Origin of the sequence: Curtobacterium salicis (assembly GCF_011759505.1) — a bacterium.
Taxonomy (GTDB): domain Bacteria; phylum Actinomycetota; class Actinomycetes; order Actinomycetales; family Microbacteriaceae; genus Curtobacterium; species Curtobacterium salicis.
In genome coordinates, this window is the sequence record NZ_JAAOYO010000001.1 from 598,506 (window position 1) to 614,140 (window position 15,635).

At 70.7% G+C, this 15,635-nt stretch carries 10 protein-coding genes and 1 pseudogene; 3 read left to right on the forward strand and 8 right to left on the reverse strand.

The genetic code is table 11. The features are described from left to right. Nucleotides 1-75: 75 nt before the first annotated feature. The 5 genes and pseudogenes from dxs to dut form a co-directional block, all read right to left on the reverse strand. Nucleotides 76-2,007, reverse strand: coding sequence for a 1-deoxy-D-xylulose-5-phosphate synthase (gene dxs, locus E9228_RS02880; protein WP_166779069.1), 1,932 nt, complete (start codon nucleotides 2,005-2,007; stop codon nucleotides 76-78). A 177-nt stretch (nucleotides 2,008-2,184) separates the two neighbouring features. Next, nucleotides 2,185-5,022 (reverse strand): aconitate hydratase AcnA, encoded by a 2,838-nt coding sequence (locus E9228_RS02885; protein ID WP_166779070.1) that lies wholly within the window; start codon nucleotides 5,020-5,022, stop codon nucleotides 2,185-2,187. 129 nt (nucleotides 5,023-5,151) lie between these two features. Continuing rightward, on the reverse strand, nucleotides 5,152-5,916 hold the full coding sequence (locus E9228_RS02890; protein ID WP_166779071.1) for a DUF3159 domain-containing protein: 765 nt from the start codon (nucleotides 5,914-5,916) through the stop codon (nucleotides 5,152-5,154). Between the two features lie 40 nt (nucleotides 5,917-5,956). After that, nucleotides 5,957-6,676 (reverse strand): DUF3710 domain-containing protein, encoded by a 720-nt coding sequence (locus E9228_RS02895; RefSeq protein ID WP_166779072.1) that lies wholly within the window; start codon nucleotides 6,674-6,676, stop codon nucleotides 5,957-5,959. Nucleotides 6,677-6,774: 98 nt separating this feature from the next. Continuing rightward, nucleotides 6,775-7,230 (reverse strand): annotated as a pseudogene (dut, locus tag E9228_RS16890) (dUTP diphosphatase); the annotation flags it as partial. Between the two features lie 76 nt (nucleotides 7,231-7,306). Between dut and E9228_RS02905 the strand changes: the two are divergent. Further along, nucleotides 7,307-7,771, forward strand: a complete 465-nt coding sequence (locus tag E9228_RS02905; protein WP_166779074.1) for a DUF3093 family protein — start codon at nucleotides 7,307-7,309, stop codon at nucleotides 7,769-7,771. Nucleotides 7,772-7,857: 86 nt separating this feature from the next. On the opposite strand, the gene E9228_RS02910 is transcribed toward E9228_RS02905, so the two are convergent. Continuing rightward, the gene (locus E9228_RS02910) at nucleotides 7,858-8,157 is read right to left on the reverse strand and encodes a DUF4193 domain-containing protein (RefSeq protein ID WP_110825450.1); all 300 of its coding nucleotides are present in this window, start codon (nucleotides 8,155-8,157) and stop codon (nucleotides 7,858-7,860) included. Between the two features lie 262 nt (nucleotides 8,158-8,419). Here E9228_RS02910 and sepH point away from each other — a divergent pair, with 262 nt between their 5' ends. Continuing rightward, the gene (sepH, locus tag E9228_RS02915; protein ID WP_166779075.1) at nucleotides 8,420-9,439 is read left to right on the forward strand and encodes a septation protein SepH; all 1,020 of its coding nucleotides are present in this window, start codon (nucleotides 8,420-8,422) and stop codon (nucleotides 9,437-9,439) included. A 109-nt stretch (nucleotides 9,440-9,548) separates the two neighbouring features. Here the strand turns inward: sepH and E9228_RS02920 are convergent, their stop codons facing one another. Further along, entirely contained in the window at nucleotides 9,549-10,700 is a 1,152-nt protein-coding gene (locus tag E9228_RS02920; protein ID WP_166779076.1) for an alkaline phosphatase family protein, read from the reverse strand. 43 nt (nucleotides 10,701-10,743) lie between these two features. Here E9228_RS02920 and E9228_RS02925 point away from each other — a divergent pair, with 43 nt between their 5' ends. Beyond that, complete coding sequence (locus E9228_RS02925; RefSeq protein ID WP_166779077.1) at nucleotides 10,744-13,230, forward strand: DNA gyrase/topoisomerase IV subunit A; 2,487 nt, start codon at nucleotides 10,744-10,746, stop codon at nucleotides 13,228-13,230. Nucleotides 13,231-13,332: 102 nt separating this feature from the next. On the opposite strand, the gene E9228_RS02930 is transcribed toward E9228_RS02925, so the two are convergent. Then, nucleotides 13,333-15,507 (reverse strand): DNA gyrase subunit B, encoded by a 2,175-nt coding sequence (locus E9228_RS02930; RefSeq protein WP_166779078.1) that lies wholly within the window; start codon nucleotides 15,505-15,507, stop codon nucleotides 13,333-13,335. Nucleotides 15,508-15,635 lie beyond the last annotated feature (128 nt).

The window sequence follows — 15,635 nt, forward strand, 5'->3', positions numbered from 1 at the left end:
TTCGTCCAACACATCGCGTCTTGACGCGGTGTCACGGACGAACACCGGTGTTTTGCCGGGGGTTCGGCCGCGGCGTCAGCGCTCGGCGGACTCGCGCGACCGCGCCGGCTTCGCCTGGGGCAGCTTCGTGCCGACGACCTGGTCGATCACGCCGCGTGCGATGGCCTGCGCCGTCAACCCGGCGTCGTGCAGGATCTGACTGCGGCTGGCGTGGGCGATGAACTCGTCCGGCAGGCCGAGCTCGTTCACACCCGTGTCGACTCCGGCGGCACGCAGGTCCTGCCGCAGCCGGGTACCGACTCCCCCGACGCGGACGCCGTCCTCGATCGTGATGACGAGACGGTGGTCACGGGACAGGTCGATGAGCGACGCCGGGATCGGGACGACCCAGCGCGGGTCGACGACGGTCACGCCGATGCCCTGCGCCTCGAGCAGAGTCGCGGCCTCGAGCGCCGTCGTCACCATCGACCCGACGGCGACGATGAGCACGTCCTCGGCCCCGTCGGCGGCGGCGTGCAGCACGTCGACCCCGTCGTCCAGCCGTCGGAGTGCGGGGATGTCGGGCCCGACCTGCCCCTTGGACCACCGGAGGACGGTCGGCGCGTCGTCGACGGCCACGGCCTCCCGGAACTCCTCGCGCAACGTGACGGCGTCGCGCGGAGCCGCGATCCGGATGCCGGGGACGACCTGCAGCAGCGCGAGGTCCCACATGCCGTGGTGCGAGGGACCGTCAGGGCCGGTGATGCCCGCCCGGTCGAGGACGAACGTGACCCCGGCGCGGTGCAGGGCGACGTCCATGAGCACCTGGTCGAACGCCCGGTTGAGGAACGTCGCGTACAGGGCCACGACGGGGTGGAGTCCCCCGTACGCCAGGCCCGCTGCGGTCGTGACGGCGTGCTGCTCGGCGATGCCGACGTCGATGACCCGGTCCGGGTGGGCCTGCTGGAACAGGTGCAGCCCGGTGGGCCGGAGCATCGCAGCCGTGATGGCCACGATCCGGGGGTCCTCGTGGCCGACTTCGGCGAGCGTGGCGGCGAAGACGGAGGTCCACGACGGACCCGACGCCTTGTCGAGCGACTCGCCGGTCTCCGGGTCGATGTGGCCGACGGCGTGGAACTGGTCCGCCTGGTCGCGGAGCGCCGGTTCGAACCCGTGGCCCTTCTCGGTGATGACGTGCACGATGACGGGCGAGCCGTAGCCCTTCGCCTGCCGGAGCGCCGCCTCCATCGCCTGCTGGTCGTGCCCGTCCACGGGGCCGACGTACTTGATGTCGAGGTTCGAGTACAGCGCCTCGTTGTTCGTGAACCGCGACAGGAAGCCGTGCAGGCCGCCGCGGAGGCCGCGGTACACCGCACGACCGGGGGCGCCGAAGTGGTCGGCGGCGGCCCGGCTCTTCTCGTAGAGCGTGCGGTACTCGCGGCGGGTCCGGACCGAGCTGAGGAAGCGGGCCATGCCCCCGATCGTCGGCGCGTACGAGCGCCCGTTGTCGTTCACGACGATGACGAGCCGACGGTCGTTCTGGTCCGAGATGTTGTTGAGGGCTTCCCACGTCATGCCGCCCGTGAGGGCACCGTCCCCGACGACCGCCACGACGGTCCGGTCGGACTGGCCGGTCTGCTGGAAGGCGCGGGAGATGCCGTCCGCCCAGGACAGCGACGACGACGCGTGCGAGGACTCGACGATGTCGTGCTCGGACTCGCTGCGCTGCGGGTAGCCGGCGATGCCACCACGCTCGCGCAGGTGCGAGAAGTCCTGGCGGCCGGTGACGAGCTTGTGCACGTACGACTGGTGCCCGGTGTCGAAGACGAACGGGTCGTGGGGCGAGTCGAACACCCGGTGCATGGCGAGGGTCAGCTCGACGACGCCGAGGTTCGGCCCGAGGTGCCCGCCGGTCTTGGCGACCTCGGCCACCAGGAAGGTGCGGATCTCCGCGGCGAGGTCGGTCATCTGCGCGTCGGAGAGACGCTTCAGGTCGCGCGGCGACGTGATGCTGGCGAGCAGGCTCACGGGCGCTCCTTTCGTACGGCTGACGGCCCACTCTATGCGCGCGACCAGCAGACGGACTGGAGGCGCGGTGGCGGCCCGCCACGCGCCTCCCGTCCGTTCGCACGACGCAACGAAGGCGGCTCCTCGCAACGGAGTACCGCTGCGTGGAGCCGCCCAGGTTGCGTTTTGCGGGAGGGGTCAGACGAGCGAACGGAGGACGTACTGCAGGATGCCGCCGTTGCGGTAGTAGTCGGCCTCGCCCGGGGTGTCGATGCGGACGACCGCGTCGAACTCGATCGGCTGCTTGCCGGCCGGCGAGTGCTCCGTCGGCTCGGCCGTGACGTGCACGGTCTTCGGCGTGGTGCCGTCGTTCAGCGCGGTCAGCCCGGAGATCGAGATGGACTCGGTGCCGTCGAGGCCGAGGGACTCGATCGACTCGCCCGCCGGGAACTGCAGCGGGACGACGCCCATGCCGATGAGGTTCGAACGGTGGATCCGCTCGAAGCTCTCGGTGATCACGGCCTTGACGCCCAGCAGGCTCGTGCCCTTCGCCGCCCAGTCACGGGACGAACCGGAGCCGTACTCCTTGCCGCCCAGGACGACGAGCGGGGTGCCCTGCGCCTGGTAGTGCTCGGACGCGTCGTAGATGAACGACTGGGCGCCGTCGGGCGTGGTGAAGTCGCGGGTGTAGCCGCCCTCCACCCCGTCGAGCAGCTGGTTGCGCAGACGGATGTTCGCGAACGTGCCGCGGATCATCACCTCGTGGTTGCCGCGACGCGAGCCGTAGGAGTTGAAGTCCTTGCGGTCGACACCGTGGTCGGCGAGGTACTTGCCCGCCGGGCTGTCGGCCTTGATCGATCCGGCCGGCGAGATGTGGTCGGTGGTGACCGAGTCGCCGAGCTTGGCGAGCACGCGGGCGCCGGAGATGTCCGAGACCGCGTCCGGCTGCATCGTCATGCCGTCGAAGTACGGGGGCTTCCGCACGTAGGTCGACTGGCTGTCCCACTCGAACGTGTCACCGGTCGGGGTCGGCAGGTTCTTCCACCGGTCGTCACCCTCGAACACGGAGCCGTACTCGTGGGTGAACATCTCGGTGTCGATCGACGAGTCGATGACCTGCTGGACCTCGGCCGTGTCGGGCCAGATGTCCTTGAGGTACACCGCGTTGCCGTCGGTGTCGGTGCCGAGCGCGTCGGTGTCGAAGTCGAAGTGCATCGAGCCGGCGAGTGCGTACGCGATGACCAGCGGCGGCGACGCCAGGTAGTTCATCTTCACGTCGGGGTTGATGCGGCCTTCGAAGTTGCGGTTGCCCGAGAGCACCGCGGTGACGGCGAGGTCGTTGTCCTGGACGGCCTGCGAGATCTCCTCCGGCAGCGGACCGGAGTTGCCGATGCAGGTGGTGCAGCCGTAGCCGACCGTGTAGAAGCCGAGGTCCTCGAGGTAGGTCGTCAGGCCGGCCTTCTCGTAGTAGTCGGTCACGACCTTGGAGCCGGGCGCGAGGGTCGTCTTGACCCACGGCTTGGCCTTGAGGCCCTTCTTCGACGCGTTGCGGGCGAGGATGCCGGCGGCCATCATCACGGACGGGTTCGACGTGTTCGTGCAGGACGTGATGGCGGCGATCGCGACGGCACCGTGGTCGATGGTGAACGGGTCACCGTCGGCGATGGCGACCGAGGTCGGCTTGGACACGGTGCCGGGCGCACTGGAGGCGTGGGCCGGGACCTCGGACGCCGGAGCGTCCTGCAGGTCGTCGACGGCGTGCTCGTCACCGGGGGCCGCGGCCACCGGGTCGGACGCCGGGAAGGTGTCCGCGACGGCCTTGTCCTCTTCGGTGTGGTCGATGCTCGCGTAGTTGGCGAGGTCGACCTCGAACTGGTCCTTCGCGTGCGACAGGACGATGCGGTCCTGCGGGCGCTTCGGGCCGGAGATCGAGGGGACGACCGTCGAGAGGTCGAGCTCGAGGTACTCCGAGTACGCCGGCTCGACCGAGGGGTCGTGCCACAGGCCCTGGACCTTCGAGTACGCCTCGACCAGGGCGATCTGGGCCTCGTCGCGGCCCGTGAGACGGAGGTAGTCGAGGGTGACGTCGTCGACCGGGAAGATCGCCGCCGTCGAGCCGAACTCGGGGCTCATGTTGCCGATGGTCGCGCGGTTCGCGAGCGGCACCGCGCCGACGCCCTCACCGTAGAACTCGACGAACTTGCCGACCACGCCGTGCTTGCGGAGCTGCTCGGTGATCGTGAGCACCACGTCGGTCGCGGTCACGCCGGCGGGGATCTCGCCCGAGAGCTTGAAACCGACGACCTTCGGGATGAGCATCGACACGGGCTGGCCGAGCATCGCCGCCTCGGCCTCGATGCCGCCGACGCCCCAGCCCAGCACGCCGAGGCCGTTCACCATCGTGGTGTGCGAGTCGGTGCCGACGAGGGTGTCCGGGTAGGCGTAGGTCTCGCCGTCGAAGTCACGCGTGTAGGTGACCTTCGCCAGGTACTCGATGTTGACCTGGTGGACGATGCCGGTCCCCGGCGGGACGACCTTGAAGTCCTCGAACGCCGTCTGGCCCCAGCGGAGGAACTGGTAGCGCTCCCCGTTCCGCTCGTACTCGAGGTCGGTGTTGCGCTGCAGGGCGTCGGAGCTGCCGAAGAGGTCCGCGATGACCGAGTGGTCGATGACCATCTCGGCCGGGGACAGCGGGTTGATCTTGTTCGGGTCGCCGCCGATCTCCGCCATCGCCTCGCGCATGGTGGCGAGGTCGACGATGCACGGGACGCCGGTGAAGTCCTGCATGACCACGCGGGCCGGGGAGAACTGGATCTCGGTGTCCGGGTCGGCCTCGGGCTTCCACGAGCCGAGTGCGCGGATCTGGCCCTCGGTGACGTTCGCGCCGTCCTCGGTGCGCAGGAGGTTCTCGAGCAGCACCTTGAGGCTGTACGGGAGCTTCTCGTGCCCGGGCACGGCGTCGATCCGGTGGATCGCGTAGCCGACACCCCCGACCGAGAGCGTGTCCTTCGATCCGAAGCTGTTGACTGCAGCCACTGTGCCGCCTCCTGGGTTGATCGGTGTGCCCTCATCCTCGCGGGCCGCGGGACGTCCCACCAGCAAGGTGAACCTAAACCCGGGGACTCCGTCGTGCCCGCAGGAAAGTGTCTTGACGTCGAGACAACTCTACACCGCGGTGGGTTCGGCCTTGACGAAGACGGTGCGCACGAGCAGCCACGTCACCCAGAGCAGTGCGGCGTAGAGGGGGACGCCGGTGATCAGCTTGATCCCGGCGAGCAGCTCGACCTGCGCTGCGAGCCAGAGCGGGATCTCGAAGGCCAGGCGGAATGCGAAGAGGCCGGCCCACATCCACGTCGCCACCGTGAGGACCCGCCGCTTGGCCGGGTCGTCGCGCCAGTCGTGGCCGTCCTCGTCGGCCGGCACGAGCAGTCCGACGACGATGCCGATGAGCGGCCGCCGGATCGCCAGCGTCACGAGGATGACCGCCAGGAAGACGGCGTTGATCACGATGCCGGGGATGAAGTTGCTCTCGGCCCGACCGGTCAGCAGCGCGAGCCCGGCCGAGACCGCGACACCGAAGATGCCGGCGAAGGACATCATGATCGACTGGCGCTGGACCAGCCGCAGCACCACGAAGACGAGCCCGATCACGACGGGCACGACGACGCTCGGTACGACCTCCTTCGTGATCGCGTAGACGATCAGGAAGGCGAAGCCCGGCAACACGGACTCGGCCAGACCCCGGACCCCACCGACCGCGGTCAACAGGGCCTTGCCGGAGGGTGCCTCGCCCGGCGCGACCTGACCGATCCCGGCGTTCCGCACGGCGTCCCGGAGCTGCGCCTGCAGCGACAGCGGCTCGGCGCGCTCCTCGACGAAGGGGTCCGGGGTGACCCCGTCGTGACGGGGGCGGTCGTCGTGGTCCGTCACCGGGCCTCCAGGCTCGATCGTGGGGTCGGCAGTGGCCGTGTCAGATGGTCGACTGGGTCGTCTTCGGCATGTGCAGCGGGATGAGGTCGCGCGGCGGCATCGGGGTCGTGCCACGCACGACGACGACGCTGCGGAACAGCTCCTCGATGTCGGCGGACTCCTCGGGCTGCTCGGCGGCCTTGCCGGCGATCACGCCGCGCAGGAACCAGCGCGGTCCGTCGACACCGACGAAGCGGGCTGCACGGACGCCGTCGGTCACACCGGCACCGCCGACCACGGGGACCTGGGCACGCAGCTCGGGGCCGAACGGGCCGTCGACCTCGGTCACGACACCGCCCTGCTGCTCGATCTGCTCGGCGATCTGCGCGCGGATCTCGTGCCAGAGCCCGGTGGACCGCGGTGCCGCGAAGGGCTGGACCTGCAGGGTGGAGTCGTCGAAGTCGAGCCCGACGGCGACGACGCGCTTGGAGTCCTCTTCGACCTCGAGCCGGAGGTGCAGGCCCTCGCGCGGCAGGATCTTCACGCCGCCGAGGTCCACGTACGGACGGACCAGGTTCGCCTCGGTCTCGTCGAGGGGGCCGTTTTCGCCGCGGTCGAGCGGTGCCGACTTGTCGGTCGACTCGGTGGCCAGGACCTCGTCGAGGCCCGCGTCGGCGTCGTCGGCGAGCTCGATCTCGGGCGAGGGCCCGGCGAGTTCGACGTCGTCCACCACGGCCTCGGCGACCTCGACCTCGTCGCGCTTGCGTCGTCCGATCCTCATGACCGCGTCCCTTCCTGACCCTGCTCGTGCATGTCGACGGGCGTCGCCGCGCCATCGTTCCGGTCGGCGTCCTGTCGGGCGTCGCCGACGCCGTAGGTCGCCGGGTGACCGGTCCGTCGGTCACCGTAGCCCGATGACCCGAACCCGCCCTGGCCGCGGACGCTGTCCGGCAGCTCGGCGACCCGCGTGAACGTCACCGGCGGGACCGCCAGGACGATGAGCTGCGCGATCCGGTCGCCGACCTGCACCGCGTACGGCTCGGTGGCGTCCGTGTTGAGCAGTGCCACCTTGATCTCGCCGCGGTAGCCGGAGTCGATGGTGCCGGGTGCGTTCACCACGGTGATGCCGTGCTTCGCGGCCAGACCGCTGCGGGGCACGACGAACCCGACGTGCTGCTCCGGCAGGGCGATGGCGAGGCCGGTCCCGACCAGGCGACGCTCGCCGGGCGCGAGCACGAACGACTCGGCCGACACGAGGTCGGCTCCGGCGTCGCCGGGGTTGGCGAAGGCGGGAGCGGCGTTGCCGGTCCAGTGGACGTCGACTGCTTCGGTCACGAGTCGAGGGTAGTGCAGACCGTGACCGATCCGTGACCTGCTCCGAGCACGCAGCGGCTCGTGGTCGAATGGAGGGGTGACCGTGTACCGCGAACGACTGTGGGCCCCGCCCGCCCTGTACCTGGCGACGGCGCTCGTCATCCCCGCGAGCCTGCTCGTCTTCCTCCCCATCAGCGCGACGGCCGGGGTCGCCGTCGCCATCGGCATGGAGCTCGGCGTGCTCGTGCTCCTGTGGGCACTCGCACCCGTCATCGAGGTGACGGACACCGAGTTCCGCGCCGGACGGGCACATCTGCCCCGCTCGGTCGTCGGCGAGGTCGCCGGGTTCGACGGGGCCGCTGCGACGAGCCAGCGCGGGCCGGAGCTCGACGCCCGCGCCTGGACCCTGTTCCGTGGCTACGTGCACGGCGTCGTCAAGGTCGAGGTCCGGGACGCCGCCGATCCGACGCCGTACTGGCTGGTGAGCGTCCGAGACCCGGAGGCCGTCACACGCGCCCTGACGAGCGGCGCCGAGCGGTCGGATCGCGCCGGACAGGCCTGACGCCGGCCCCGACGGGCAGGAGTGCCCGCATGCAGAACGGCCCGCATCCGACAGGATGCGGGCCGTTCTGACGTTCGGTCGGTGTCTCAGAGTGCGGCGCACTCCATGCACACGGGGCCGAGCTTCGTCTCGTGGTCGAGCTGCGAGCGGTGCTTCACCAGGAAGCACTCCACACAGGTGAACTCGTCGACCTGCGGAGGCAGGACGACGACGTCGAGGTCGACGTCGCTGAGGTCCTGGCCCGCGAGCTCGAAGCTGCCCGGGTTGTCAGAATCGTCGTCGACGACTCCCGACATCTTGTCGGGGACGCGCTCCTTGAGGGCCTCGATCGACTCCGAGTCAGAGTTGTCGTCGGTCTTCCGAGGGGCGTCGTAATCGGTGGCCATGCCCATCCATTTCTCGTATCGAGAGGTCGTCGCCGGATTCGGCGGCGACAGTTTGCACCACGGCCCGTCCGAGTGCAAACCGAGTACTCGAGCGGTGCGTTCTGGCCGTGCAACCCGGCGCGCATCCCGACCATTCCCGATGCCGGGGACGAGACGCACGGCACGCCGGGAGCCTGCGCGGAAAGTGCTGCAGCGGCCTGCATACTCCTCGGGTACGACGCACGACCGTACGCAGGCAGCGGAGGGCGGAACCATGCAAGACGTGAGAGTCATCGGAGTCGAATCCGGGTCACTCCTCCTGGCGACCGACGGCGGGACCGAGTTCCGGCTGCCCGTCACCGCGTCGCTCCCGGGCCAGGTCCGGCAGGCGAACCCCGAGTCCGGACCGCAGAAGCGCGTGTCCCCGAAGGACGTGCAGGCGCGCATCCGGAGCGGCTCCGACGCCGCCGACGTGGCCGCCGCGCTCGGGGTGGAGGTCGACTACGTCCGCCGCTTCGAGGGGCCGGTGCTCGCGGAGCGCGCGTTCGTCCTCGACGCGGCTCGCCGGGTCGGCGTCACGCCGGTCGACGACGCGTCCCCGGACACCTTCGGCGCCGCCATCACCGCCCGCCTGGAGTCCGGTGACGCCACCGACGTCTCCTGGTCGAGCTGGAAGCACGTCGAGAACGGCTGGCAGGTGCAGGTCCGCTACACCGCCGCCGAGGTCGAGCACGACGCCCAGTGGCGCTTCGACCCGAAGACCGCGACGCTCGTCCCGGACAACGGGGACGCGCACCGCCTCTCGCACACCGAGGACGAGGGCATCGCCCCGCGCCTCCGGGCCGTCGAGTACGAGCGCCAGGACGAGGACGGCACCCGCTTCGACTCCGGCGCCTTCCACGTCGAGGAGCCCGCCGCCGCTCCGGAACCCGCTGCCCCCGAGGCCGTCGAGCGCACCTCCCTGCGCCCGCCGCTGCCCCGCATCGGCACCTCGTACGTCGAGGAACGTGCGCCCGGCAACGAGACCGCCGACCTGCTCGAGGCGCTCCGTCGCCGCCGTGGTGAGCGCGAGGCCGCGTCCTTCCCCGACCAGCAGGACGCCCCGCGCGGCACCTCCGTCGGTGTCGTCGACCTGCCCGTGTCGCCGGTCGACGACTCGGACACCGCTCCGCAGCCGGAGGCACGCCCCACCGCCGTCCCGGACGCCGACGGCCGCTCCGACCGCCGCAAGCGGACGCGTCGTGCGATGCCCAGCTGGGACGAGATCGTCTTCGGCACCCGCCCGGACGACGACACCGTCTGACCCGACCGTCCTGACAGGAGGCCCGTCCCGCGTCCGTGGGGCGGGCCTCCGGTCCGTCTCGGGCTCCCGCGCGGTTCCGTCTCGGGCTCCCGCGCGGGTCCTCCTCGGGCTACTGGGCGAACGCCCCGGCGAGGCGCAGCGGGACGAGCAACTCGTCGTCGCTCATGGCCCCGTGCTGGCCGATCATCCGGCCCGGCTCGGTGCCGTCCGGGACCTCGCGGTCGTCGTTGAACGCCCACGACCCCTTCGCGACGAGCAACACGTCGCCGATCCGCGGCAGGACTCCGTCGTCGACGGGCCCGAACCACCCGGCGGCCACGGCCTCGGCCCGGCTGGCGACCACCGCACGCTTGCCCAGCGACGTCCGGAACGCCTCGACGAGCGCCGGCACGTCCGTGCCCGGCGCGACCGTCAGCTGCCGGCAGCGCGGGTCCCCGGCCACACCGACGACGTCCGCCAGGAGCGCCGGGTCCATCGCCACGTTGCTGTCCGGCGGCACGTCGAGCACACCGTGGTCCGCCGTCACGAGCACACCGACGTCGGGAGCGACCCGGGCAGCCAGGCGGGAGAGCTCACCATCGACGAGCTCGAGCGCCGTCGTCCACCGGTCGGACTGCCAGCCGTGCTTGTGCCCGATCGAGTCGAGCTCGGGGATGTAGAGGTACACGAGCTGCTGCCCGCTGGCGGTGGCGTCGAGCGCGGCGTCGATGCGGGCGGGGATCGAGTCACCGGCGACGAACCGCGCACCGCCGAGGACGTTCGCCGTCATGCCCGAGGAGCGGTAGCGGCTCGGAGCGACGACGACCGGGTCGACGCCGAGCGCCGACGCCGCGGTGAACACCGTCTCGGAGCGCAGCCACCCGGCGGGGACCTCGTCGTCCCACCCGCTCAGCAGGTTCATCACCCGCGACTCGTGCGGGTTCCAGCCGCTGTAGCCCACCACGCCGTGCGCGCCGGGCTGCCGGCCGGTCGCCAGGGTCGTCAGCGCCGCGGCGGTGGTGGTCGGGAACCCGCTGCGCAGGCGCTTCTTCGTCGCCGTGAGGAACCGGGCGTGGCCGGCACGCGCCGCGAGGGCGTTCGCCCCGAGGCCGTCGACCAGCACGACGATCGCGGAACGGGCGGGACGGAGGGTGATCCGTGCCTCCCGGCCGGTGTCCCGCAACCAGGCGTCGTCGGCGGCGCCCAGCGCGACCAGGCAACTCGGCAGCACGTCGGCGAGGTTCACGGCGGCGTCGGGGGCCGTCGGTACGCTTGTTCCCACCCCCAGAGTCTTCCAGATCGAGCTGGGTCGGCAGAGAGGTGTCATGGCACGCACGGACGTCGTCGGGCTGCCCGACGGTGAGCGCATCGAGGACGTCGACGTCTCGGAGGAGATGCAGGGCTCCTTCCTGGAGTACGCGTACTCGGTCATCTACTCCCGCGCCCTGCCCGACGCCCGCGACGGCCTGAAGCCGGTCCAGCGCCGCATCCTCTACCAGATGGCGGAGATGGGTCTGCGGCCGGACCGCGGCCACGTGAAGAGCGCCCGTGTCACCGGTGAGGTGATGGGCAAGCTGCACCCGCACGGCGACGGCGCGATCTACGACGCGCTCGTCCGGCTCGCGCAGCCGTTCACGATGCGTGTGCCGCTCATCGACGGCCACGGCAACTTCGGCTCCCTCGACGACGGCCCTGCGGCTGCTCGGTACACCGAGGCCCGCCTGGCCGAGCCGTCGATGGCGATGACCGAGGGGCTGGGCGAGGACGTCGTCGACTTCGTCCCGAACTACGACAACCAGATCATGCAGCCGAGCGTGCTGCCGGCGGCCTTCCCGAACCTGCTCGTCAACGGCGCGTCGGGCATCGCGGTCGGCATGGCGACGAACATGGCGCCGCACAACCTCGGCGAGGTCGTCGAGGCGGCGAAGCACCTGCTCATGCACCCGCACGCCACCCTCGACGAGCTGATGGAGTTCGTCCCCGGCCCGGACCTGCCCTCGGGTGGCACCATCGTCGGGCTCTCCGGGGTCCGCGACGCCTACGCCACCGGCCGCGGCACATTCCGGACCCGCGCGAAGGTGTCGGTCGAGAACCTCAGCCCGCGGAAGACCGGGCTCGTCGTCACCGAGCTGCCCTACCTGGTCGGCCCGGAGCGCGTCATCGAGAAGATCAAGGACGGCGTGCAGGCGAAGAAGCTCGTCGGCATCTCGGACGTCAACGACCTGACGGACCGCAACCACGGCCTCCGGCTCGTGATCGGCATCAAGTCCGGCTTCAACCCGACGGCCGTCCTCGAGCAGCTGTACAAGCACACGCCGCTCGAGGAGAACTTCGGCATCAACAACGTCGCCCTCGTCGACGGCTCCCCGCGCACGCTGGGGCTCCGCGACCTGCTCGACGTCTACGTGCAGCACCGGCTCTCGGTCGTCACCCGCCGCTCCGAGTACCGACTGGCCCGACGCCGTGAGCGCCTGCACCTGGTCGAGGGGCTGCTCATCGCGATCCTCGACATCGACGAGGTCATCCAGGTCATCCGCACCTCGGACGACTCCGAGGCCGCACGGAACCGACTGCGTGACGTGTTCGACCTGTCCGAGGTGCAGGCCGAGTACATCCTCGAACTCCGGCTCCGCCGACTGACGAAGTTCTCGCGCATGGAGCTCGAGGGTGAACGCGACCAGCTGCTCGCCGACATCGCCGCACTCGAGGAACTGCTGGCATCCGACGAACGACTCCGCACCCAGGTCGCCACGGAGCTCACCGAGGTGTCCGAGAAGTTCGCCACGCCCCGTCGCACCCTGCTCACCGAGGCGGACGCTCCGGTGCGCGGCGGCCGGAAGGCCACCGTCGACCCGGAGTCGCTGCAGGTCGCGGACGCACCCTGCCGCGTGCTGCTCTCCACCACCGGGCGCCTGGTCCGGGTCGACATCCCGGCGGCGGAGTCCGGCATCGTGCACGTGCCGAAGCGCTCGAAGCACGACGCCGTCCGCTCCACCGTGGTCAGCACCGTGCGCGGACAGGTCGGGGCGCTCACCTCGACCGGACGTGTCGTGCGGTTCTCGCCCGTCGACGTCCCCGCCGTCCCACCCGCCTCGGTCCGTCTCGACGCCGGGGTCCGCGTCACCGAGTACCTCGGTGTCCCGAAGAACGAGACGGTCGTCGCCCTCGTGTCGCTCGATGCGTCCGTGACCGACTCCGTCGCCATCGGCACCGCACAGGGCGTCGTGAAGCGGGTCGTCCCGGCGGCCTGGCCCGACAAGCCCGACTTCCCCGCCATCGGCCTGAAGCCCGGCGACCAGGTCGTCGGTGCCACCCAGGCGCCCGAGTCCGACGACCTGGTGTTCGTCACCTCGAACGCCCAGCTGCTCCGCTTCCCCGCGGCGGCCGTCCGACCGCAGGGGCTCCCAGCCGGGGGTGTCGCGGGCGTGTCGCTGGCCGGCGGTGCCAGCGTGATCTGGTTCGGCTCCGTCGCCGTCACCGAGGACACCGTCGTCGCCACCGTCTCCACGACCTCGAGCGCGCTGCCGGGTACCGACGCAGGCCGGGCGAAGGTCTCCGCGATCACCGAGTTCCCGGCGAAGGGCCGCGGTACCCAGGGTGTCCGGGCGCACGCGTTCCTCAAGGGTGAGGACGGGCTCACGGTCGCGTGGGCGGGCGTCGCTCCCCCGTACGCGGTCGGCTCGGACGGTGCGGCACGCACGCTGCCGGACTGGTTGTCGAAGCGCGACGGCTCGGGCAGCCCGCTCGACGCCGAGGTCGTCACCATCGGTGGCAGCGCCGCCGCGGTCGACGGGACACGCGGCGAGGCCTGACGCCCGCGCCGGTGTCGTCGCGCCGGCGTCCTCGCGCCAGACGTGACGGACGGGAGGCGCGGTGCGGGCCCGCACCGCGCCTCCCGTCAGTCGCCCGACGACTCAGGCGTCGATGCGCTCGCGGTCCAGACCCTCGCCCGCCAGGATGAACTCCTTGCGCGGCGCGACGTCGTTGCCCATGAGCAGCTCGAACACCTTGGCGGCCGACTCGGCGTCCGGCACCTGGACGCGGCGCAGGGTGCGGTGCGCGCGGTCCATCGTCGTCTCGGCGAGCTGGTCGGCGTCCATCTCCCCCAGCCCCTTGTAGCGCTGGATCGGCTCGAGGTACTTCTTGTTCGACCGTTCGAGCTTCTTGAGCAGCGTCGTGAGCTCCTGCTCGGAGTAGGTGTACAGCGTGTCGTTCGGCTTGCCACGGTTGACGACGACGACACGGTGCAGCGGCGGGACCGCGGCGAACACCCGGCCCTGCTCGATCATCGGTCGCATGTAGCGGAAGAACAGCGTCAGCAGCAGCGTCCGGATGTGGGCGCCGTCGACGTCGGCGTCCGACATGATGATGACCTTGCCGTACCGGGCCTGGTCGAGCTCGAACGTCCGACCGGAGCCGGCCCCGATCACCTGGATGATCGACGCGCACTCGACGTTGGACAGCATGTCCGACACGGACGCCTTCTGGACGTTGAGGATCTTGCCGCGGATCGGCAGGAGTGCCTGGTACTCGCTGTTGCGGGCGAGCTTCGCGGTGCCCAGGGCGGAGTCGCCTTCGACGATGAAGAGCTCGGTGCCCTCGACGTCGTTCGACCGGCAGTCTGCGAGCTTCGTCGGCAGCGAGGAGTTCTCGAGCGCGTTCTTGCGACGCTGCGTCTCCTTGTGCGCCCGGGCCGAGATCCGGGTCTTCATCTCGGCGACGACCTTCTCGAGGAGCCCGGCCGCCTGCGCCTTCTCGGTCCGCTGGGTCGAGGTGAGGATCTCGGTCATCCGCTTCGACACGACCGAGTCGACGATGCGTCGGACCGCGGGCGTCCCGAGGATCTCCTTCGTCTGGCCCTCGAACTGCGGCTCCGGCAGCCGGACGGTGAGCACCGCGGTGAGGCCGGCGAGCACGTCGTCCTTCTCGAGCTTGTCCTGGCCGACCTTGAGCTTCCGGGCGTTCGCCTCGACCTGGGTGCGGACCGCCTTGACCAGTCCGGCTTCGAAGCCCGCCTGGTGCGTCCCGCCCTTCGGCGTGGCGATGATGTTGACGAAGCTGCGGAACATCGTCTCGTAGCCGTCACCCCAGCGCAGGGCCACGTCGACCTCGCACGTGCGCTCGACCTCGGTCGAGACCATGTGGCCCTTGTCGTCGAGCATCGGCACCGTCTCCTTGAAGGTGCCGGAGCCCTGGATCCGCCAGACGTCGGTCTTCGCGCCGTCGACGGCCAGGTGCTCGACGAACTCGCCGATGCCGCCCTCGTACCGAAAGCGCTCGATGACGGGGCCCTGCTCGAGGTGGGCGGTCGGCTCGTCGCCGTCCGTCACCGCGTCCGACACGGTGGGTGCCGGCGTGGCCAGCGCAGCGCGCTCCGCCGCGGCCCGGATCGACGCGGGACGCGTGTCGGTGATGGTCAGCCCGAGTCCGGGGACCAGGAAGGCCGTCTGCCGCGCCCGGTTCACCAGGTCGCCCGTGCTGAAGGCGGCGTCCTTCGTGAAGATCTGCCGGTCCGCCCAGTACCGGACCCGGGTGCCGGTGACGCCCTTCTTCACCTTGCCGATGACGCGGAGCTCGCTGCCCGAGGTGAACGGCGCGAACGGTGCGTCCGGACCGATGCCCTGCGCGTCGTCGAAGATGCCGGGCTCGCCGCGGTGGAAGGACATGGCGTAGGTCTTGCCGCCACGGTCGACCTCGACGTCGAGGCGCTCCGACAGGGCGTTCACGACCGAGGCACCCACGCCGTGCAGCCCGCCGGAGGCCGCGTAGGACCCCGAGCCGAACTTGCCGCCGGCGTGCAGCTTGGTGAAGACGACCTCCACCCCGGTCAACCCGGTCTTCGGCTCGACGTCGACGGGGATGCCGCGTGCGACGTCCGAGACCTCGACCGATCCGTCCGCGTGCAGAGTCACACCGATCTCGTCGCCGTGTCCGGCGAGGGCTTCGTCGACGGAGTTGTCGATGACCTCCCACAGGCAGTGCATGAGGCCGCGGGAGTCCGTCGAGCCGATGTACATACCGGGACGCTTCCGGACCGCCTCGAGTCCTTCGAGGACGGAGAGATGCCGTGCGGAGTAGTCGGAGCTCACCTACCGAGGGTACCCACCGACACCGACACTGCCGGGGCGCACGGCCGGTGTGCCTCGGCCTGGGGACAACCCTTGCGCGCAGAGCGAACGAGGGGCCTCAGGATGCGGGGCATCCAGCCAGGACGTGT

Bases quoted from the DNA above. Each gene is read 5' to 3' on its own strand.
- E9228_RS02925 (WP_166779077.1), top strand. From the start codon at position 10,744: ATGGCACGCACGGACGTCGTCGGGCTGCCCGACGGTGAGCGCATCGAG.
- E9228_RS02910 (WP_110825450.1), bottom strand. From the start codon at position 8,157: ATGGCCACCGATTACGACGCCCCTCGGAAGACCGACGACAACTCTGAC.
- E9228_RS02895 (WP_166779072.1), bottom strand. From the start codon at position 6,676: ATGAGGATCGGACGACGCAAGCGCGACGAGGTCGAGGTCGCCGAGGCC.